This window comes from Pseudoalteromonas sp. 2CM39R (genome assembly GCF_023161845.1).
In genome coordinates this window covers 714,541-737,564 of sequence record NZ_JALNTM010000001.1, presented here as the reverse complement: position 1 = coordinate 737,564, position 23,024 = coordinate 714,541, and the positions used below count along the sequence as shown (strand labels likewise).

At 41.3% G+C, this 23,024-nt stretch carries 13 protein-coding genes; 7 read left to right on the top strand and 6 right to left on the bottom strand.

The annotated features are described in order from the left end of the window. Positions 1-105: 105 nt before the first annotated feature. Both MTF66_RS03285 and MTF66_RS03280 read left to right on the top strand, forming a co-directional pair. On the top strand, positions 106-1,758 hold the full coding sequence (locus tag MTF66_RS03285) for a hypothetical protein (RefSeq protein WP_248526368.1): 1,653 nt from the start codon (positions 106-108) through the stop codon (positions 1,756-1,758). 447 nt (positions 1,759-2,205) lie between these two features. Next, on the top strand, positions 2,206-4,284 hold the full coding sequence (locus MTF66_RS03280) for a TonB-dependent siderophore receptor (RefSeq protein WP_248526367.1): 2,079 nt from the start codon (positions 2,206-2,208) through the stop codon (positions 4,282-4,284). Between the two features lie 45 nt (positions 4,285-4,329). Here the strand turns inward: MTF66_RS03280 and MTF66_RS03275 are convergent, their stop codons facing one another. Next, positions 4,330-6,510, bottom strand: a complete 2,181-nt coding sequence (locus MTF66_RS03275) for a PHB depolymerase family esterase (RefSeq protein WP_248526366.1) — start codon at positions 6,508-6,510, stop codon at positions 4,330-4,332. A 218-nt stretch (positions 6,511-6,728) separates the two neighbouring features. Beyond that, positions 6,729-9,683 (bottom strand): glycoside hydrolase family 2 TIM barrel-domain containing protein, encoded by a 2,955-nt coding sequence (locus MTF66_RS03270; RefSeq protein WP_248526365.1) that lies wholly within the window; start codon positions 9,681-9,683, stop codon positions 6,729-6,731. A 704-nt stretch (positions 9,684-10,387) separates the two neighbouring features. On the opposite strand from MTF66_RS03270, the gene MTF66_RS03265 reads away from it, so the two are divergent. Together MTF66_RS03265 and uxaC are read left to right on the top strand one after the other, a co-directional pair. Further along, positions 10,388-13,168 (top strand): TonB-dependent receptor, encoded by a 2,781-nt coding sequence (locus MTF66_RS03265; protein WP_055197278.1) that lies wholly within the window; start codon positions 10,388-10,390, stop codon positions 13,166-13,168. 288 nt (positions 13,169-13,456) lie between these two features. Beyond that, complete coding sequence (gene uxaC, locus MTF66_RS03260) at positions 13,457-14,899, top strand: glucuronate isomerase (RefSeq protein WP_248526364.1); 1,443 nt, start codon at positions 13,457-13,459, stop codon at positions 14,897-14,899. 35 nt (positions 14,900-14,934) lie between these two features. Here the strand turns inward: uxaC and MTF66_RS03255 are convergent, their stop codons facing one another. The 4 genes from MTF66_RS03255 to MTF66_RS03240 all read right to left on the bottom strand — a co-directional run bounded on the left by MTF66_RS03255 (position 14,935) and on the right by MTF66_RS03240 (position 18,719). Beyond that, positions 14,935-15,951 carry a LacI family DNA-binding transcriptional regulator gene (locus tag MTF66_RS03255; RefSeq protein WP_058584689.1) on the bottom strand — a complete coding sequence of 339 codons (1,017 nt, stop codon included), beginning with the start codon at positions 15,949-15,951 and terminating at the stop codon, positions 14,935-14,937. 88 nt (positions 15,952-16,039) lie between these two features. Next, on the bottom strand, positions 16,040-17,341 hold the full coding sequence (locus MTF66_RS03250) for a TRAP transporter large permease (RefSeq protein ID WP_248526363.1): 1,302 nt from the start codon (positions 17,339-17,341) through the stop codon (positions 16,040-16,042). Beyond that, positions 17,341-17,826, bottom strand: a complete 486-nt coding sequence (locus MTF66_RS03245) for a TRAP transporter small permease (RefSeq protein ID WP_248526362.1) — start codon at positions 17,824-17,826, stop codon at positions 17,341-17,343. The genes MTF66_RS03250 and MTF66_RS03245 overlap by 1 nt, the downstream gene beginning before the upstream one ends. Further along, positions 17,823-18,719, bottom strand: coding sequence for a TRAP transporter substrate-binding protein (locus MTF66_RS03240; protein ID WP_248526361.1), 897 nt, complete (start codon positions 18,717-18,719; stop codon positions 17,823-17,825). Before MTF66_RS03240 ends, MTF66_RS03245 begins: the two co-directional genes overlap by 4 nt. A 379-nt stretch (positions 18,720-19,098) precedes the next feature. Here MTF66_RS03240 and MTF66_RS03235 point away from each other — a divergent pair, with 379 nt between their 5' ends. Genes MTF66_RS03235 through MTF66_RS03225 form a run of 3 tightly spaced genes read left to right on the top strand, consistent with a single transcriptional unit; the run spans position 19,099 to position 22,966 of the window. Further along, entirely contained in the window at positions 19,099-20,556 is a 1,458-nt protein-coding gene (locus MTF66_RS03235; RefSeq protein WP_248526360.1) for a tagaturonate reductase, read from the top strand. A gap of 2 nt (positions 20,557-20,558) precedes the next feature. Then, positions 20,559-22,046 (top strand): UxaA family hydrolase, encoded by a 1,488-nt coding sequence (locus MTF66_RS03230; RefSeq protein WP_248526359.1) that lies wholly within the window; start codon positions 20,559-20,561, stop codon positions 22,044-22,046. Then, entirely contained in the window at positions 22,046-22,966 is a 921-nt protein-coding gene (locus MTF66_RS03225) for a sugar kinase (RefSeq protein WP_248526358.1), read from the top strand. The genes MTF66_RS03230 and MTF66_RS03225 overlap by 1 nt, the downstream gene beginning before the upstream one ends. The last annotated feature ends 58 nt before the right edge of the window (positions 22,967-23,024 follow it).

Below are 23,024 nucleotides of genomic sequence, written 5' to 3'. Positions count from 1 at the left end.
TTTATCGGCATTCGTAAAGTGAGGGTTCTTACTATAATGCTCACTATTAATACAAAGTGGTCTTATCTCTTTGTGTCGGAATAAACCTAATAGTGGGATTTACTTATGTCGATAAAAACTAACTTGTTACTTTCAAGCCTTGCGGTTGCAAGTACATTCGCTACATCAAATGCTGTTGCAGCTAGCTGTCAGGGCGAAATCTTTGCAATGAACTCGGGCCGTGGTGAAACCGGTGTTGTATTTAGCCTTGACGAGCAAAACAAGTCGGCTACGGCACATTCAATCGCTCAGTTTAGCTCTGCAGCAATTGCCTATGATGCTTCAACAAATCGTACTTATTATGCTTCTTCACCTATTCCGCTAGAGTACAAAGTTGATGTTAGTCACCTTAATGTTAGTGATGAGGAGTATTCTCACCTACCTATTCGTGCCGATAAATTCAAATATAGTCGCTTAGCCTATTTAGATCATGCAACAGGTGAACATGTTGTGGTTGGTACAACTAAATCTGTAATTGGTATGACCTATGATGCAAGCTCTGATTCACTACTTGCAGTTAGTTTTACCAAGCTATACAGCATTAATAAAAACACTGGCGAAGCAACTGTACTTGCAGATTTTAGCGACATTGATGGCTTAAGCCGCGCTGATTTAGTCGTTAAAAATGGCGAGCTTTTGCTAATAACCACAACCTCAGTTTACAGTATTGACCGCACAAGCTTTGCGGCTACCGAGCTTTCAAAACATGAGCTAATCGCGGTAGGTGGTGCGACAGTTAATAACAATGGCGACCTTGTGATCAGCCGCTCTGTCATCAATGACCATGGCGATAAAAATGAATCTAAGCTATACCGTTTAGATCCGTACTCAGGCGAAACCTGCCTTGTAGCAACACTACCAGTTCGTATTAACGACTTAACGACCAATACGCAAAATGCTGTAGCATGTGATATAGAGCCTAGCTGCTCATTACCAAGTGAATTAATCCCTTACTATTCAGAAGCAGTGATTAAACAGCTAGATAGCAACTGGAAAAGTTATGACTTTGGTGATCAAGAATTTACCGCACCAGCTGTATTTACCTCTGCGCCAACATTTAATGGTAAACACGGTGGTGCAAACCGTTTAACTGACGTATCACCAGCGGGATATTCTGTATCTTTCCAAGAGTGGCAATATCTGCAAGATGGTAAAGGTCACCCTGGTACTGAGTCGTTTGACTTTTTAACGATGGACGAAGGTCGCTACACAATGAGCGATGGCACTATCGTTGAAATTGGCAGCTTTAATTTAAACGATACTAAAGTTTATAAAGCGGTAGAATTTAGCGAAGCATTTACTGCAAAACCACATATATTCTTGCAAACACAAACTTTTAATGGCCCTCATACAGTTTATACGCGCGTTGCAGGCTTAAATAATGCAGGTTTTAGTGCCGCATTTTTTGAACAAGATACTTTAAATGAAGGCCACCGTAATGAACATGTTGCTTACTTTGCGATTCTTCCTGGCTCAGGTACGACAGGTACTCTTGAGACTCGCGCAGGTAACAAACAATATAGCTTGTATCAAGCCGGTATTAACCATGAGGGAGCTCAAATTGGTGAGCACTTCTATTTCTTACAAGAAGATCAATCTTTAGATTCTGAAGTGGTTCATGCCAAAGAACAGGTACAAGTAATGGATATAGAGGAAGTGAGCCTTGCTCAATCTATTACAACCAGAGGTCCAGATAACTTTAGTATCCGCAGAAAATAAATACTCCTAAATCTAGGCGCCTCAAGGCGCCTTTTTCATATCTAATTAGTAATAACAATCCGCAATAATACTTAATCATTTTGAGGGATTAAACCTGTCGCTACCTGCGTTAAAAACTTCTGATTTACGACTGCATGGATGCAGAAGGTAGAGCAATGCAGGAGCAATTGCCGAGCACAACTAAATAACGAAATTTTTGCCTTGTTACCAACGAGGTTTTATTGCCTCAAAATAGACCACTTAATTAAGCGAATTGGTATAAACTTGCCTTTTCATATAGACAAAACTCTTCAACATAATTTGTTACACTTATTTGTATTAACATATCACTTTTGCGATGAATGGTGATGATAACTATTATCAGTTGTGATAACTTACCCGCCGATTGTTTCCTTATTAAAAACAATAACCCTATAAAAATTTGCTAAATAACACGCGGAGATAAAAATGAAATTCACTCAGTTGCCTATTGCAACCGCTATTCTTTGTGCACTTTACCCTCAAATCAGTTTTGCAGAGCAAACGACTGACGTAGAGGCCAATCTCGAAAAAATCGAAATTGTGGGTATTCGACAAAACCGTATTAGTGAAGGAGCGACAGGTTTAGCGCTAGAAATTGATGAAACTCCGCAATCAATCAGTGTGATCTCTGCTGAGCAACTAAAGAATTATTCCGCTTTTAACATTAATGATGCTTTACGCTTAGCACCTGGTATCAATGTTGAAGAATGGGAAACTAACCGTACCAACTACACATCACGTGGTTTTGAAATTAAGAATACACAAATCGATGGCGTTGGCTTACCGAATGACTGGGGTATCGTTACCGGCGCAATGGAAGCATACGGCTACGAAAAAATTGAAGTTATTCGTGGTGCCAATGGCTTACTCACTGGTGTAGGTAATGCATCAGGCACGCTTAATTATGTGCGCAAACGCCCTAAAAACGAAAACGGCGGCGAAATTGGTGTATCTGTTGGTTCATGGGATTTTAAACGTTTACAAGCTGACTATTCTCTTTTACTAACCGAATCTGGTAGCTGGGCTGCACGCTTTGTGGCTGCTGCAGAAGATAAAGAGTCATACCTAGATGGCCTTGAGAACAACCGCGAGTTTTTCTCTGCAGTGGTAGATGGTCAGCTTACAGATAACTCAACGGTTACTATTGGTTATTCATATCAAGATGCAGATACCGATGGCAACACCTGGGGCGGCCTTGTTTATAACTACACAGATGGCACTCAAGCTAAATGGGATGTCAGCGACACAACCACTCAAGAGTGGACAATGTGGGACACCATTAACACCTCAGCGTTTGTTGAATACAACTATGTTTTTGCAAACGCGTGGCAACTTCAAGCGAGCTACAACTTTCGCGGTTTTGAAGAGCAAGACAAACTTTTTTATGCATATGGCACTATTGATAAAGATACTAACCTTGGTCTAAGTGGTTCTCCTGGTCGTTATGATAGTGAAATCGATGCTGATTTATTTGAAATCAAAGCATTTGGTGCCTTTGAGTTGTTTGGTAAAGAGCACCAAGCAAGCTTTGGGGTAAGCCATGCAAAAAGTGATGATGTGATGTATCAGCACCCATTTGATTTTGCAAATACACCAGCGGCCGGACCAACTCCTGCATTTCCATATGATTTAGATGCGATCCCTGAACCTGATTGGTTAACGCCGGTTCTGTATTCAGATATTGAACAAAAGCTAACCCGTTACTTTGGCTCTGCTCAGTTAAATATTACGGATAAATTATTTACCGTGGTTGGTTTTAACGCTATTGAATTTGAACGCTCAGGTATGAATGCAGGTGCATCTATCGATAATGATGAGAGCGAGACAAGCCCATATGTTGGTTTTACCTATAAGTTAAACGACGATTTAAACTTATATGCTAGTTACTCAGATATTTATCAGCCGCAAGAGCAAGCTGATTACAACGGCCAATACTTAGCACCTACCAAAGGCACTAACTTTGAAACCGGTGTTAAGGCTTCTTGGTTTGATGATGCCCTAATGACAACATTTGCCTATTTTACTGCTGAGCAAGATAACTTTGCGCAATATGCGGGCCTCACTGAAGATGGTATTTATTACTATGAAGGTGTGTCTATTGAGTCAGAAGGCTATGAATTTGAAGTCACAGGTAAAATCACCGACGCTATGAATATCGTCGCATCTTATACGCATATTGATGTAACAGATGAAAATGGTGATGACACCAATAAATGGGCACCTCGCGATGTTGTCGGTGTAACAGTAGATTATGCGTTAACAGATGCAGTGGTTGTTGGTTTAAATGGCCGTTGGCAATCTAAAATCGAAAGCACTGATTACAATGTTAAGCAAGGTAGTTACGCGCTGCTAAACGCCTTCGCGCGTTGGAATATTAATGACCAAGTTGCAGTACAGGCAAACGTTAATAATATTACTGATGAGCAGTACATCAATAGCTTACAAACTGTGGGTTATTATGGCGCGCCAACAAACGGTAGCCTCACCCTGACTTATAAGTTCTAAACGCTGCTTAGAAAAAGTGTCGCCCGTATGGGCGACACACAGCTATTAATTAGGGCAATTACCTAATTCATAATACCCAGCACTAGTTTGCGCTAAGGTACTGGTATAAAAAGTGTTATAAAGCCCTAGATTATCACCTGAGCCCACCGCATAGGCGTAAGAACCATTCGTGGTTGCGCGATTTGCTTGCACATGCGCATAGTTGCTTGAAGTAGTTTCGCTGCATTGGTAATCACCATTCGGTGTTGAGTCACACGCATCACCCACACCATCTGCATCACTATCAAGCTGATCACTATTGGCCACCAGCGGGCAGTTGTCTAAGCTATCACTGACACCATCACTGTCGGAGTCACTCGTTTCACCATCAGGAGTGCTGTCACACACATTACCAATCCCGTCATTATCGTTATCGGCTTGATCAGCATTCGCTACATTCGGGCAATTATCTGTGCCGTCGAGCACACCATCGTTGTCTGCGTCATTAGTCGGTTCTGTGGTGGTTTTGCATGCTTGTAATGGCCCTGCACAACTTGAATCATCATCAGCAATCCACTGACATTGATTTGTGCCCGCTGAATATTCACGCATAGTAAATGCAGCGGTACCAAACGCTAAATAACAGGCAGAATAACCTTCGCCCCAGCTAATATGGCCTTCGTTGATATGAAGATTGTAATCGCCTGTCACGCCAGCATCGATGACAAAACTAATGCTATCTGTTGATGTAAGCGCAGTATCATCAGTTGCGGTGATCACTGCGGTATTATTGCCACCAGCCAGATTGCATTGCTCAGCAAAATACTCAAGCCCATTCACTGTAGCTGTCACATCACCATTGCTAAAACTGACCACGACAGTACTTAAGTTTTGATTATTATCAATCACCGTTCCCGTCACTGAAGCGCACTGCCCGTTTACACTAGCCGCAGTATCACTCAGTAGTGGTGCTGTAGCTGCTGGCTCTGGTCCAACGCGTACCGTAAGATTAGCTTCATCCCCCTGTTTCGCTTCGTTATCTGTGGCACTGACACGCACTTCATAAAGTCCATCGCTAAGTGCATTTGTCACCCCGCTAAAGGTATTATTCGCATCGACTTGCACATTGAGTGACTCAATTAAGCTTGCCGCACCACCGGCAAGGCTATACACGTTAATATCAACGTTGGTTACACTGCCTTCTTGGTCGACTGCACTGCCTGTTATGGTGAGCTGATTATTACTGTCTGTGGCAGTTAAATTACTAATTTCAGGGCCTGCATTACGATCAACTCGTTTGTTATTAGCCGCAAAGTACTCACCGAGATAGGTTGCAAAATTAATACTGTTTGCCGCCACATAATCACCAGACGCACCTTGCCCGCCCGACCATGAGTGATCCAAATTATTAAACCACAGCATAGCAACTCGATTGTCTTGCCAAAGTGACTGCTCAGCGGTACGTGTTGCATCATCATTTATTGTCGTCGTGCCTGAAAGTTGATTAACCCCATAAAGAGCAGCAAAGCCATCTGCGTTTTGTTGGTTATAACAGGTATTGACTGTGGTATCGGCCGTACCGTGACCAATTGCTGCTATTTGTGTGGCAAAGTGATCTTTATAACTGCCAGCATAGCTTTCACAGCGGGATACAAAGGTGTTTTCAGACACTGTTTCGCAAGTCGAAATCGCCCCACTTGAACTTGTGCCGATGGTTGGCCCAGCGCTTGGTGCAACCCCGGCAAATACATCAGGCGCCACACAAGCCGTTTGTGCTGCCATTGCCGCCCCTGATGATAAGCCTGCAATATACACTTGTTTGGGATCAATATTACGCGCTGCATCACCACTTAGTGTATTGGCTAAATTAATTAAATTCTTATAATCGCCAGAGCTGCGATTGATTGCTCCTTGCCAATATGACCAGCAGCTGTAGCCTGCTTTATTCATAGCATCAGGAACAGCTATTACCATGCCATGGGCTTCGGCTGCATCTTCGAGATTCGCAGTTAAGTAGTTATTAATAGGTTGCACGCAGCCATGCAGCACCAGCATCAAAGAATGGCCATTGCCTATGCTTGATTGCGAATCAGGAGTGTAAATATGAACATTATTAAAACCGCCAATGCTGACATTTTGCTGCCAACTCCCTGCAAAACTTGGCTGTGAGAAAATAGCAGCACAGAGCACTGCGAGCGGAGTAAACGACGCTGATTTTCGTTTACATAATTGTGTTACTTTTTGCATATATCGCCTTTATAGTCGTTATCATTGTTGTCTGTCAGTTGATGACTAACTCAATGTAGTAGAACTATTTAAAAAGCGACCTATAACTATAGTGCTACACCACTAATAAATTTTAAGCTTAAATAACCACCTTTAATTGATGCACTTTAGTGGATTAAAACAAAAAAGCGCTGCAGGTTTCTGCAGCGCTTTTACTAAAACGAGTAACTTTTTGTAAATTAGTATATCGTTAGCTTGATATTGTTTATTCCTCTTTCTGCCACAGGTCGACCTTGTGGGCCAAGGTGGTGGGCTGCATGGAACTTAGACCCAATTGCACTAATTCTGTGTAAGAAGCTAATTTCTTCATCATATTTAAGTGCTAATGTATTATCAGGGCGCTCACCATCATCAGGCTGCATAACTCGCGCATATAGATCTGGAGTTGCAGTAGAGAAAGTGATTTCACTTTGCTCAGAGCTTAATGTAAGCCACTGAATATCCGAGAAGTATCCTTTAAACTCTGGTAATTCCCAGCGCTCGCCAGCAACGCCTTCATTATAATCATTTTCCCAAACAGAGTAGTTTACGCCCTCTAAGCGGTTAGCCCATACACGGTAAGGACCATCACCTAACCAACGTTTATGCTCAATTGCTTTTTTCGGATAATTAAAACCAACGCCATGAAGGATGTATTCACCGTCAAGCCAGTAATCAACATCCATTGATAAATGACCTTCAGGATGAACAGTCCAAGTTAGCTTTGTAATGCCTGCTGGCGGGTTCATCACTTCAATCACTAAATCATTAGCAATAATTTCAGACTTTAATTCTGTCGGTTTTTTATCTTGTTGCGCTTCTTTCTCAGCATTTGGATCATGAGTTAGCCATGAACCAATACCATTATAAACCCCTTTATTTAGTGAGTTATCAGAACGAAGTAGCTTAGGACCATTTGTCAACGCCGCAGTTTGACCTTGCTTACTGTATGACTTTAATAGACCTGTTGTTGCATCAAAAATAATTGTTCTATCAGCAGCCTTAACCGCTAACTCAGATTCGTTTTGACTAACAATTTGAGCTGGTTTAGTTGCTGATGCCTGATTTTCAAATTCCTCTTGAGTTAATTTTGCAAGTTTAGCTGCACTTTGGATAGGCCAAGCATCTGTCCAAATTGAATTCTGCTGCTGGTCAAAAAATTCAACCTCTAACCAACCATTTTGCTGCCAATTGTCAGGTAAGTTCAATTGTACTGTTCCTGTCGAGTCTGGCTTAATTGCAGGTAGTGTGGCTTTATTGCTCGCCACAAGCTGCTTTTTATCAGAAAACGCAGTCACTGGCTGATATAGACGCCATTCGAGCGACATAGTTGATAGATCAACAAAGTCATACAGGTTTTTAACTTGCAACTGACCGTCAAAAGAACCGGCAAGTAACTGGCCATTCTTTAAGTTTTCAACTTGGATTGGTGACCAAATCTCTTTAATTGTAAAAAAGCTCGCTTCTTTTTCACCATAAGGTCCAACAATACCATCTGGCGCATGGTTAAAGTCGGTATCAACACGGCCATTTTGATCTGTACGCTCAACACCTTCATCAGCAAACACCCATAGGAAACCACCGGCACCAACAGGAGTTGACATCATGAAGTCCCAAAAATCTCTCAAACCTGCACCGTGGCCACCATCATACAAGCCATGTAAGAACTCGGTTGGGAAAAATACTTCATTACGGGCTTTTTTAGCTACTAGTTCCGAGTAAGTTGGGTAATGATCAGTATCGATATTACGGAACAACTCCCAAGGATGAAGAATTGGACGGTTTTGAATGTCATAAAGGTGATAATCATCATCAACATCAGTATTAAAACCGCCTTCATTACCGTTCGCCCAGAATAAAATACTTGGGTGTGCTTGGTCGCGTTTAACAAGCTGTGCAACTAGGCGTCTTGCTGATGGCGTATCAATAACTGGCTTTTGCCATGTGCCTAACTCATTAATAACATAAATACCAAGACGGTCTGCCGCTTCTAAAAAGTGCACATCGGGTGGGTAATGCGACATTCTAACAGCATTCATGTTCATGCTTTTCATCGTCTTAATGTCATCGATGCTGGCTTGTTTAGTCATAGTACGTCCAGTTGCTGGACGGAAGCTGTGACGGTTAACCCCTTTAAGGATAATTTTTTCGCCATTTAAATATAAGCCGTCATGTGGGCGTAATTCAAAAGTTCTAAAGCCAAAGGTTTTATCGAAACTATGTAGAGTTTTAGAGCCTTCTTTTAAATCAATACGTACTTGATATAAATTAGGTGTCTCGGCGCTCCAAAGCTCAGGAGAGTCAACATTAGTGGCTAAGTGCACTTTGTTACCATCAAGTGTGGCATTAAACGTTTCACTTACAGGGTTGCCATCTAAATCTAAAATTTGTGCTTCAACAGCAGAAGCATTTGATTTATCAAGTCCTTCGAGATAAACATCCATTTTAAATTCACCAGACGCTTTTGCATCTAATGAAACCCAATCAATATGAGATTGTGGCAAAGATTGCAAAAAGACTTGACGATAGATACCACCGAACACCCAATAGTCTGCTGCGCGTTCTGCTGCTTCAATACTTTTGTTAGCCGAAACTTTATCTACCACAACCTTTAGCTCATTAGCTTCACCACTTTTTAAAAATGGCGTTATGTCATAGCTGAATCGATAAAAACCACCTTGGTGGGTTGGCCCCACTTGTTGTTGGTTCACAAACACAGTGGCATCTGTCATCACACCATCAAAAACAATTTCAATTTTGCGACCAGACCAATCAGCAGGTAGGGTAAAATCACGACGATATATACCTTGCTCGCTATGTTTATCTGGGATGTAGCCATAATCATAGTTACCAAAGCCTTGTTGCTCCCAGTTAGAAGGAACATCTATTTTGCTCCACTCACCACAATTTTGCCCTTCACTACAGTAAAAGTCCCATTTCACTGCATCATCACTGCCGGTACCACTTAACATCATGATGTCTGTTTTTGCGTCATCATCAAGCTGAGTGTCAACACTTTGTTGGCTATTACAGGCTATAACCAAGAAGCTCAAGCAAGCGATAAACGCATTTCTTAATATACTGGTTTCAAACCATGCAGGCTTGCTTATTAACCTTAGCTTTTTTTCAAGCCGGCCAAAATAATCCTTCCTCATATGTGTTCCTCTAACTGTTGAAATTATAATGTTTTTAGAAAATTTTAAGTCTACACAAGCTTATATTACCACTAATTATATACATATCATAATACAATTGCCACCGGTAGCATTTTGAATCCCACTCTCCTTGCATGCTTGTTTTGCTAATCATATCTAAAGCCAAAAAACGACTTAAAACTTTGATTTTAGTTAATAAATTAATAAATACGTCATTTACTACCTAGCTTGCACCAAAAAGAAATTAAGCCTTGCACAACAACTGAGCACTCTCTTTCTGACGTAAGAAATAATACGAATAGCTAAGTAACTACACACTTAAGCTCTTTATTTGAAAATTCACTTAAAAAATAAACCATTGATAATAAAGAGCTTATTTAAATAACAAGCAAAAATAAGTAACAAATCATTAAAAAGAATATAATAATACTTAAACAACTAAATTTTCTGTGTTATAAAATTTAGGAGCGTGGTTAGGGGGATGAAGACAACACAACAAGCCTGGCATGCTTACTTGCGGTGCAACTATTTGGCTAAAAATGCCACCGGTGGCAAAATTGCAGGGAAAATACACTTAATAAAAAAACACACGATATCAGCACCTTGTCGAACATTAGAAGTTTCTCTAATGATGCTGATTTAACACTGAATCAAATAACTTCTGTTATTGATTCGCATTAAAATAATTTTGGAGGTTATTTTAAATGTTTAAGAAAACGACATTAGCCAGCACAATTTGTATGGCCCTTTTTGGGCAATGTGTTTATGCAGCAGATGACGCTGCAGAGCAAACACAAAACGCTCAAGCAAATGACAACAATGATTCCCTTGAAATAATTGAAGTTGTTGGGATCCGAAGCAGCTTAAATAAAGCCGTTAATATCAAGCGCCAATCAATTCAGGTTGTTGATGCGATTGTTGCCGAAGATATTGGTAAGTTTCCTGATAATAACCTTGTTGAGGCGCTGCAACGTGTAACGGGTGTACAGGTAACAGACCGCGCATCGGGTGAAGTAAATACTGTTACAATCCGTGGCTTAACCGATGTTACAACAACAATTAATGGCCGCGAAATGTTCACCGCAGCAGGGCGTCAACTTGCTGTTGCAGATATACCTGCGGCACTACTTGAAAGTGTAGAGGTATACAAAACACGAAATGCCAGCCAATTAGCGAGCGGTATTGCGGGTCAACTTAATGTTCGCACCCAACGCCCATTTAATTTTGAAGGCTCAAAGGTTGTGGTCAATGCCCGTGGCGTTTATCAAGACCAATCTGAAGAAACCGATCCTATCGTAAGTGTGCTTGCCAGCAATCGTTGGGAGTCATCAGTTGGTGATGTAGGCGCATTAATTAACCTTTCATTTGCTAGCACCAGCTACCGAGATGAAAATAGTGCACCAGGTGGTTTCGTACCATTTAGAGCTGATAACTTAAATCGCATTTACCCATGGCCAACTGGCCTTGAACACGGTATGGACAGAACGCCAGGGGCAACCATGTATGACCCTGCAACTGACAGTGAGGTTGAGTACTATCTAAGTCGTGACGCATTAAACCAGTCAGATCTAACTGGTAAACGTGAACGCCCTGCAGTAAACCTGTCATTTCAATGGGCACCAAATGATACATCAGAGTATATTTTCGAAGCATTTTACAATGGCTACCGCAACGAAAGTAATAACCACCTACTATTCTCATACGCAGATTCTTCACGGGTAGAAACCGTGACTCAACCTGTCTTATTTGAAGGCACAAATGTCATCAAATCTCGTGCTTGGGGTGACTCAGGTGCATTTACCAGCGGCGACTTTTCTAAGAGCCAAACTGATAGCTACATGTTTGCATTAGGTGGTAAATGGGCGCTATCTGAAGATGCAACACTAAAATCTGAGCTAGTCTATCAAACAAGTAAATACGAACGTGAGTTTGTTGCTATGCAGGCAAATACTCGTTTTCCATTTGTCATGGCAGACTTCAATCATGAAGACGGCATCATGGCATGGACTGTTTACGATGAAGAGTTTGGTACTCCACTTGATTTAACCGATCCAAGCTTATGGACCACCAGTACCATGTTCGACAACGGCGGTGAGGATAATGGTGATGGCTTAACATTCACGCTTGACCTCGACTTCTATGTTGACTGGGGTATCTTTACAAAAGCGAAAGCAGGTGTTCGATATGATAAACGTACAGCTGATAGCAGCAGTCGTGATTCTAATCGATTTAACCCTATTCCATTAGCATCTCTAGGCTCAGAAGCGCACTACGTAAATAGTGATTTCTTTGATGGGAAAAGTGATTTGCCGAGATCATGGGTTGCCTTTAATGCAAAAAATTTATGGCAAAACCGTGCAGAGTATCGTGATACGTTTAATTTCTACGATAGCGCAGATGGCGAGCGTCGAATGACGCTACAAAAGAACTTCGATATCGACCAAACATCATGGGCTGCGTATGTGCAAAGCCAATTTGAAACACAACTTTTTGGTAATCGATTAGACGGTGATATTGGTCTTCGCTATACCTACGCAGGCGCTGACATGGACTTTTACCACTGGGATGGAGAAGTTGGTGGCATAGTACAAAGTACTGGCAGAAATAGTAGCGCAAAATTTTTGCCTAACTTAACGCTACGCTATCATTTAAGTGATGATTTAATTACTCGTTTTGCTTATACGCAAACCTTACGCCGTCCAGAGTTTGGCCAATTAAATAGCTTTATCAATTTACGTCCAGACACTACAAACGTTGGCTACGGTAACGCAAGCGGTGGTAATCAAAGCCTACGCCCAGTTGAATCTACGAACTATGACTTCTCACTAGAATACTACTTTAATGAAGGTAGCTCAGCGTATGCGACCTACTTCTACAGAGATATTGAAGGATTTGTTTTTGATTCATTACGCCAAGCTCAATTTCCAAACCCAGAAACAGGTGAGATGGAAGACTATATACTTTCTCAACCCGGCAACACATCTAATGGTGTTCTTAAAGGCGTTGAAGTTGGCTTAGTTTACTTCCCAGAATCTGTTCCACAGTGGTTAGATGGCATTGGCCTTCAAGCTAGTGGTACCTTCTTAGATTCGGATCAAGATATTCCAATCTTCAGCAACGAAGGTGAGTTAACAGGATACACAAACAGAAGCGTATTTGGTGTATCAGATACCTCATATAGTGGTGTGTTAATTTATGAGCGAGAAAATTTCAGCACTCGCCTCTCTTACGTTTGGCGTGACTCATTCTTAAATCGCTATGGCTCAGGTCGTTTCGCGCATCCACGAGGTGTTTATCGTAGACCAGAACAAAGTTTAGACTTCCAAGTAAGTTACGATGTCACTGAAGACTTAGTTGTGACATTTGATGCAACAAACCTAACAGATGAGGTTTATCGTCAATACTACGAACTACCAACTGTTCTAAACGACTCAGCCTCTATTTATAGCCGTACATTCGGCTTAGGGTTCCGCTATAGCTTCTAACTAAATTTAGCAAAACCAAGGACGGTTTATTTGATTTCCCCATCAAGTTAGAAAATAAAGCACTGTACCTTCAGGGTTGGTGCTTTTTTCATTTCAAATACGCAAAATTTATCTACGCGCAACAACATTGCCACCGGTGGCAATGTTTGCTAAAGTTGTTTGCATAAATAACAGTCTTAGGCCATTAAAAAACAACTAACGTGCCTAAGTTGCTCACTGCTAATTAAGTTTAGTCATTACATATTTAAATTTTGCCACCGCTGGCAACGCAAGATTTTGAGGAACCTTATGTCAATTAAATCACAGCCGCTTTCACTTCACCCTGATAGGCTATTTTCGAGTGACCCGGCAATTGTTAGTGTTGCCCGAGAGCTTTATGAAGAAATAAAAGACCTTCCTATAGTCAGCCCACATGGCCATACAGACCCAAAGTGGTTTAATAAAAACCCTAACTTTGGTAACGCCACTGAACTCTTTATAAAACCAGATCACTATGTATTTAGAATGCTTTACAGCCAAGGTATTGAATTAACCGAGCTTGGTATTCCTGAGCATGGTATCGATGGCGATTTAACAAGATCAAAAAATGCAGATCCAAAAAAAGCTTGGCAGATTTTTGCAGATAACTATTACCTTTTTGCAGGTACTCCAAGTGGCTATTGGTTAGATGCCGTTTTTTGTGATGTATTTGGTTTTAAAGAAAAACTTAACTCTGAAAACGCACAACAATACTACGATAAAATCACCGCTGAACTTGCAACAGATGCTTATAAACCACAAGCATTAATGGATCGCTTTAATATAGAGCTCATAGCAACAACTGAAGGTGCATTAGATTCACTTGAACATCATAAAGAGATGGCTGATACAGCCATGGCCAAACGAGTTATAACCACATTTAGGCCTGATGATGTTGTGGATGCGAGCCGAGAAGACTTTACAGACAATCTCGCTAAGCTTGGTGAGTTAACAGACCAAGATACCAGTACTTGGCAAGGTTATTTAGAAGCGATCCGAATTCGTCGCGCTTACTTTAAAAAAGAAGGTCGAGCAACTGCAACCGACCATGGTCACCCAAGTGCGATTACGGCTGATCTATCACTATCTGAATGTGAAGCATTATTTAAAAAATGTCGCACAGGTAACGCTACAGAACAAGAGCAAGAGCTATTTCGTGGCCAAATGCTAACGGAGCTGGCAGGTATGAGTATTGAAGATGGCCTTGTGATGCAAATTCATCCTGGCGCACATCGTAATCATAACCAGCCAATTTTCAATCAATTTGGGCGTGATAAAGGCGCAGATATTCCAAGTCAAACCGAGTATGTTAATGCCCTTAAGCCTCTTTTAAGTAAATATGGTAATCATCCAAAGTTAAAAATCATTTTATTCACCCTAGATGAAACGACTTACAGTCGTGAGCTGGCACCGCTTGCTGGTCACTACCCTAGTTTAAAACTAGGCCCTGCATGGTGGTTCCATGATAGCCCTGCAGGCATGTTACGTTTTCGTCAGCAAACAACTGAAACCGCTGGCTTCTATAATACGGTCGGTTTTAATGATGACACGCGAGCTTTTCTATCGATTCCAGCAAGGCATGATGTAGCACGTCGAGTTGATTGCCGCTACTTAGCAGAGCTTGTTACAAATCATCAAATAACGATTGAAACAGCCCACGAGCTTGCTTATCAACTGACTTACGGGTTGGTTAAAAAAGCGTATAACTTATAAAAATCGAGCACGGCATTACTGACATAATGTCGTGCTTACTCAGGAACTCGAGATGTTGATTCGCGTGTCACCAGGTGCGGCGTTACTGTTTTGGGCATAGGTAGTTTGTCTTGATTACTACGAGAGCGATTAATCAACTTTTGTACGGCTAAGCATGCCATATTAAATACAGGTCGGCGTATTGTTGTCAGCGATGGAATGATCCGAGATGCGAGAATATTGTCATCGAACCCCGCCACCGATAACTGTTCTGGCACTTTAATGCCTTGGTTGTTAGCCACACGGAGCACAGCTGCAGCCATCTCATCATTATTAGCAACGATTGCTGTTGGCCTAGGTTGTTTGTTTAACAACTCCCTGGCGCACTCTAAACCACTGTCGTAACTATTCTTGCCTTCAACAATATATTCTGAGGGTAAATTTACATCATAAACCTGCAATTCAGCTAAAAAGCCAGCTAAACGCTCTATTGATGAACGATAATTTTGTGGGCCAGAAATAAAGCCAATGTCCTGATGGCCTAATTCAACTAAATGGTCTGCCATATCACGCATTGCTGCACGCTCGTCAGATACAACAATATTATCAGCGTCATCCAAATCAACTGATGCAAGCCTTACGTAAGGACAATCAATATCTCTTAAAGCCGCAGCGAGCTCTTTGTTTTCTGATACCGGAGGCAAGATAATGACGCCATCTAATTTAGAACGAGCAATAAAGCGTAAGCAGTCATCAACAAAATCTTCACGTTTTGCAGAGCCTGGATGTACCACTAGCTCGTAACCTAATTCAGCACAGACACTCAGTGCTCCTCGTTGCACTTCATCAATATAGAGTGCATCAGGGTTATCATAAATCAGCCCTAACAAATACGAACGGCTTGAGGCTAAACCTCTGGCTTGCTTATCTGGCGAGAAGCCTGTTTGCTTTATTATCTCAAGCACTTTTTCGCGTGTTGCTTCACCTACCGCAGGTGAGCTGTTTATCACACGCGAAACGGTACGTTTTGATACCCCCGATAAGCGGGCAATATCATTAATTGTCACTGACATAGAAGATTCCGAAATAACTAACTTAGCTATAGTAGCACCAAGCTTTTATCCATAAAAGCTGTTAACTGTAGCAAAGCAATTGTTTTTATTAATCAATCAACCCTAGTAAGCGAGGTAAAAACTCACTTATGGCAGGTAAATAGGTCACCAACATAAGCACCATAAACATCACGCAATATAAAGGCAGCATTGGCTTAATGATTTTATGAAGCGAAGTTTTTGCTACTGCGCAGCTGACAAACAATACACTACCAACCGGCGGCGATACCAAACCGATTGATAAATTAAGCACTATCATTACCCCAAATTGCACTGGTGACATGCCAAACTGTGCTGCAACGGGCAAAAAGATCGGAGTAAATATAAGCACAGCAGGTGTCATATCAATAAAAGCCCCCACTAATATTAAAATGAGATTGATTAATAACAAAATTAGTAATGGGTTATCACTTAAGGTTAAGAAAAATTGACTCACCATTTGCGGAATGTGTGAATATGATAAAACCCACGACATCGCACTAGAGGCGGCAATAATGAGCATCACGATTGCCGTTGTCTCACAGGCTTTTAGCAGTAGTTTAGGTAACTCATCAAGCGATAATTCTTTATACACAAAAACAGCTAAAACCAATGCATATAATACAGCGACAGCCCCGGCTTCTGTGGCTGTGAATACACCTCCTATGATACCGCCAATAACGATTATTATGAGTAGTAAACTAGGGATGGCTGCAATCACTTTTTCTAAAACCAAAGCAAGTGGTAAACGTGCTGCTACAGGGTAGTTGTTTTTTAAAGAATAGAAGGCACAAACCAACATCAGTGTTAAGCCCAGTAAAATACCTGGTAAATACCCAGCAACAAACAGCGCCGCGATCGACACACCGCCACTTGCTATAGCATAAATAATTAAGATGTTACTTGGCGGTATTAGCATACCCGTGGTTGCTGCGCTGGCCGTAACCGCGGCGGCGAAGTTTTCACTGTAACCGTGCTTTTTCATTTCTGGCACCATAAAGCTGCCTATCGCCGATGTGGCCGCCACTGCAGAACCAGAAATTGCGCCAAACATCATACACGACATCACATTGACCAGCGCTAGACCGCCCGGTAAAAAACCGACCATAGCCATAGCAGATTCAATTAAACGCCTAGCAATGCCCCCCTGCCCCATGATCAGACCCGATAAAATAAAAAACGGAATGGCCAGTAGTGCAAAGCTGTCTATTCCCCCTATCATTTGCTGCGCAATGGTCGTTGCCGCTGGGGTAAAATCCATGTGCAAAACCAGTGCTAACAACGTCGACAGAGCAATACTAATCGAGATCGGTACATTGATTAGCAGCAGTGTGAAAAAACAAACAAGCAACAAGATGGCTGTCATTTCCATTATTCTTGCTCCTGTGTTTGTTTAAAAAAATAAATGATATTTTCAATGCAATTAAGTGTGATAAGTACGCCGCTAATTGGCAAAGCAACGTAAATAAACCCCATATTGATCCCAAGAGCTGCTGAACGTTGATCTAATGCAAAGCTTAAGTTCATCAACATACCGCCTCCATAAACTAATAGGCTGAGCGCGGTAATCAGTACTGAAAACTCAATTAAAAATGAACACTTACGACGTATCGTTGGAATCATCTTTTGATAGAAAAGATCTAGCCCTAAGTGTGCTCGGGTACGATAGGCATACGAAGCACCTAAAACGCCTATCCACATAAGTAAAAAGCGAGCAAGTTCTTCAGTGTAAGAATTAGGAGATCGCAAAATAAAGCGTGAGAACACCTGCCAACTAACGACTGCAACAATGGCAAACATCGCAACAATTAATACCCATTCAATGAGCTGATTTATTTTCGCGTTAAACTCTTTCATAACGCCTCCTGCATCGCTTTTATTGCCGCAATTTGTGCGGCGATAGGCGTGCCTTTGAATGAGGCATGAAAAGGGGCTACTTTCTCTTGAAACACTTGTTTATCTGGGTAAATAACCTCAACACCCGCATCAACAACGGCCTGTAATGCCTGATCAGATGCTGATTGCCACAAACTACGTTGATAGGTAACAGAATCTTGCATTGCCAACTTCAGCCAGTGTTGCTGCTGAGTCGTTAATTGCTGCCAAACCTTTTGACTAGCAACTACGATATCAGGCACAAAAGTGTGTTCATCTAGGGTATAGTATTTCGCAATTTCATAATGACGAGATAGGTAATAGCTAGGCGGGTTATTTTCTGCACCATCGACAACACCTTGTTGCAGGGCAGAATAAAGTTCACCCCACGCAATGGGAGTGGCAGCGCCACCTAAAGACTGCACAGTAGCAATAGCCATTGGGCTAGTTACAACTCTAATTTTGCTACCGATTAAGTCATCGGGCGTTCTAATAGCAGCATCTGTTGTGTAAAAACTGCGACTACCCGCATCATAATAGCCAAGCCCTTTAAGACGAGCTACAGCTAGGTCATCAAGCAATTTTTGCCCAAGCTGACTATTAAGTACTTTCCAAAAGTGCTCACTATCGTGAAATAAATAAGGCACCCCAAATACTTTCATTTGAGGCACAAAGCCTTCAAGTGGGCTTGACGATACTTTTGTCATCGACAAACTACCGATTTGTAATAACTCTATTAACTCTCTTTCCGTGCCTAATTGTGCTGCGGGATAAATCACAATTTCCATCTGATTATCAGAGTAATAAGCTAAACGTTCTGCCATATACTCCATGGCTTGATGGGTGACATGGCGAGTATCTAATGTATGCGCCATTGTTAAGCGAATAACCTTGTTGTCGTCACTGCAAGCACTGATAAAAAGTAAACAGCAGCAGAGAAATAGCGTGCTCAGAAGATTTTTATGCATTGTTGTGTCTTCTTTGTGTGTTCAATTGTGTGTTCATGTTGTCTTATATAATCCTTTATATTTCATTAAGGTACACGGCAATCCAAGCTATGACCTGCGTAACCATTTAAAAATTTATGTGAGTTTTAAATGGAAAGCTATAAACAAACGTTAATTGTATTACTTATTTGTTAAAGGCCAGTTTTGACTACCGGTAGCAAATTGTCAAATCTTATTTGCCACCGGTGGCAAAATTAACTACTATGTTCTGCAATACACTGTAACAATGCTAAGAGCGGGCACAAAAATGCAAACTTTAAATCGTAAAAACTTTAATAAAAACAAATATCCAACGAGTATAATGCAGTTTGGAGAAGGCAATTTTTTACGTGCATTTGTCGATTGGCAAATAGATAAGCTTAACGAACAAACAGGTTTAAATGCCGGTGTTGCTATCATCAGACCCATCGACTACGACTCGCTGCCGCTTCTTAATACACAGGATGGCTTATATACCTGTATTATTCGTGGTATCAATGAGCAAAACAAAGCTGTTTCTGAGCAGCGTATTATTAGCTGTGTTAACGAAGAAATCCCGGTTTACAAAGAGTTTGATAACTATTTAAAGCTTGCTGAGAACAGCGACCTTAAAGTCATTTTTTCGAATACGACAGAAGCCGGCATTGAATACATTCCCGAGGACAAGTTATCTGATACACCTGCAAAGGCATTTCCTGCAAAACTAACGCAATGGTTATTTCACCGCTTCAAGCACTTTAATGGTGCAAGCAGCAGTGGCATGATCATAATTCCTTGCGAACTTATTGATTATAACGGCGAAAAGCTTAAAGAGATTGTATTGCAGTACAGTCAGTTATGGGATTTACCAAGCGAGTTTGTGAACTGGCTTAACGAGCACAATCATTTTTGTTCATCTCTCGTTGACCGTATTGTGACGGGCTTTCCGCGCGATGAACATCAAGCTTTACAGCAACAATGCGGTTATTACGACAACTTTATGGTAACAGCAGAATACTTTCATTTATTTGTGATCCAAGGGCCACAACATTTAGCTGATGTATTACACCTTGAAGGAAGTGACTTAAATATTAAGGTTGTTGACGATATTGCGCCTTATAAACAACGAAAAGTGGCTATTTTGAACGGTGCGCATACTGCTATGGTTCCACTTGCCTATATGGCAAATATTGATTCGGTTGGCGAGGCTCTCGCTTCACCTCTGCTTGAAAAATACGTTACTAAACTTGTATTTGATGAAATCATCCCGACTCTATCCTTGCCTAAAGAAGAGTTACAGATTTTCGCTAATGACGTATTAAACCGCTTTAGAAACCCTTATATATGTCACCTACTGATGTCTATTTCATTAAATAGCATGACTAAATTCAAAACACGCTTGTTACCTCAATTAGAACAATATATTAGCGACAACGAAACTGTACCACCACTCATTGCAACAGCTATAGCTGGGCAAATATTGTTTTATCGTGGCGAGCGAAATGGCGACAAAATTGAATTAGCCGACAGTCCAGAGTGGTTGGCTTTATTCAACGAGCAATGGCAACAACATCAGCAAGGATCAATAACAACCAATGAGCTAGTAAGCTCAGTGTTAGCTGCAAAGTGGCATTGGGATAAAGACTTAAATGAAATTGCAGGCCTTACAGATAAAGTAACTGAACAACTAAGCCTAATGCTATCAAGCTCAGTTGAACAAACGCTAATTAACTTATTGGAGTCATAAGCATGAGCAGACTATTACGACTTCATAATACTGATGATGTAGCCATTGCCTTACAGCCAATCAATGCAAATGAAAGAATCGAATTTGAAGGCTTTTCTTTTACAACGTTAGAAGACATAGATAAGGGTCATAAAGTTGCGCTTAAGCCAATTGCTAAGGGTGAGCGAGTCATTAAATATGGCGCCCCGATTGGTTTTGCACTTGAAGATATTAATCCTGGCGCATGGGTGCACACACATTGCATCAAAACAACTTTGCATGATGAATTAACATACCAATATCAGCCAGAGTTTGTTGCACAAGCCCCCGAGGAGCCATCACCTGATGTTAATATTTACCGTCGTGCCAATGGTGAGATTGGTATTCGCAATGAGATATGGTTGATCCCAACCGTTGGCTGCGTGAATGGCATGATAAAACAAATGAAAGATGAGTTTTTACGTAACCATGCTGATCTTGAAATTGATGGCGTACACATATTCCCTCATCAATTTGGCTGCTCTCAGTTAGGCGATGATTTAGAAACCACAAAAGTTTTATTGCAAGATATGGCCTTACACCCTAATGCCGGTGGCGCGTTAATCGTTGGCCTAGGTTGCGAAAACAACCAATTAGCTGCTTTTAAAGCGGGTTTAGGTGAAATAGACGAATCACGAATTAAGTTTTTAATTTCACAGCACTCTGATGATGAAGTTGAAGATGGCGTAGCTCTGCTAGAAGAAATCTACAGCGTCGTTAAACACGATAAGCGAGAAACCGGCAAGCTCAGTGAAGTAAAGTTTGGCCTTGAGTGTGGAGGCAGTGATGGCCTATCAGGGATCACAGCTAACCCTATGCTTGGCTACTTCTCTGATTACTTAATTGCCCAAGGAGGCACGACAGTCCTTACGGAAGTCCCCGAGATGTTTGGTGCAGAGACATTACTCATGTCTCGCTGTAAAGATGAAGAAACCTTTAATCAACTTGTCAGCATGGTTAATAACTTTAAAGGTTATTATAAAGCACACAATCAGCCTATTTACGAAAACCCCTCTCCTGGCAATAAAAAAGGCGGAATTAGTACATTAGAAGATAAGTCGTTGGGTTGTACACAAAAAGCTGGCACAAGCAAAGTACAGGCTGTGCTTGAGTATGGTGAACGCTTAAGTGTCGCTGGTTTAAATTTACTTAATGCACCAGGTAATGATCCCATTGCCACCAGCGCACTTGCCGCTGCAGGCTGTCATATCGTGTTATTCACAACCGGTCGAGGTACGCCTTATGGTGGCTTTGTGCCGACTTTAAAAATTGCTACTAACTCAGAGCTGGCAAATAAAAAAACGCGCTGGATAGACTTTGATGCCGGTGTGCTAGTCAGCGGTAAAAGCATGCCTGAAGTGCATCAGGAATTTGTCGATTTATTAGTTGAGATAGTAAACGGCAAGCCGACATGTAACGAAGTTAATGATATTCGTGAAGTCGCCATTTGGAAAAAAGGAGTCACTCTGTAATGCAGGCTAAAAAAGTCGCCATTATTGGAGAGTGTATGGTGGAATTGTCTGGCGAGCTGTTCACAGCCATGCAACAAAACTTTGGTGGTGACACCATGAATACCGCAATTTACCTAAAGAAATTAGCAGGCGAAAAAGTCGATGTCTGTTATGTAACTGCCATGGGTGAAGATGCATTAAGCCATGCTATGATCGCTCGTTGGCAGGATTATCAAATAAATTGCGACTTTGTTCTCAAAGATAAGCAAAGACACGCAGGCCTTTATATGATTCAAACAGACCAACATGGCGAGCGTTCTTTTCAATATTGGCGCAATAATTCTGCAGCAAAACACCTTGTTCAGCAGCCCAAGTTTTATAATATCATCAATAAATTAACTGAGTTTGATGCTGTTTATTTATCAGGCATTAGCTTGGCGATTTTGCCCCCAGATGATTGCTATGCATTACTTAACGAGCTGACAAACTTAAAACGCGCAGGTGTAAAAATAATTTATGATAGCAATCACAGGCCTTCGTTATGGCACTCGATGCAATACTGTCAGGATATTAATAAGCGGATGGCGCTATTAGCCGACCTGGCTTTGGTAACGTTTGATGATGAAGCAATGATTTGGAGTTGCAAAGATATTTCAGCTTGTAGAGAGTGGCTTCATCAATTAGGCGTTAAAGAACTTGTAATTAAAGATGGTGGAAATGGTTGCCAATACAGTACGTTAGAACAGCAAAATGCAACGCATTATCCTACCAATAAAATTAATAAAGTCATTGATACAACAGCGGCAGGAGATGCATTTAATGCTGGTTTTTTATCGGCTTGGCTGCAGGATCAAGCTATTGAAAAATGCGCAAAACAAGGAAATTATATTGCAGGGCAAGTCATTCAACACTACGGCGCTATCGTTGAGATAACACCCTAAGCTTTACTAAAATAAGGTTTAACCACCAATTAACTTAGTGGTTAAACCTGCAAATACG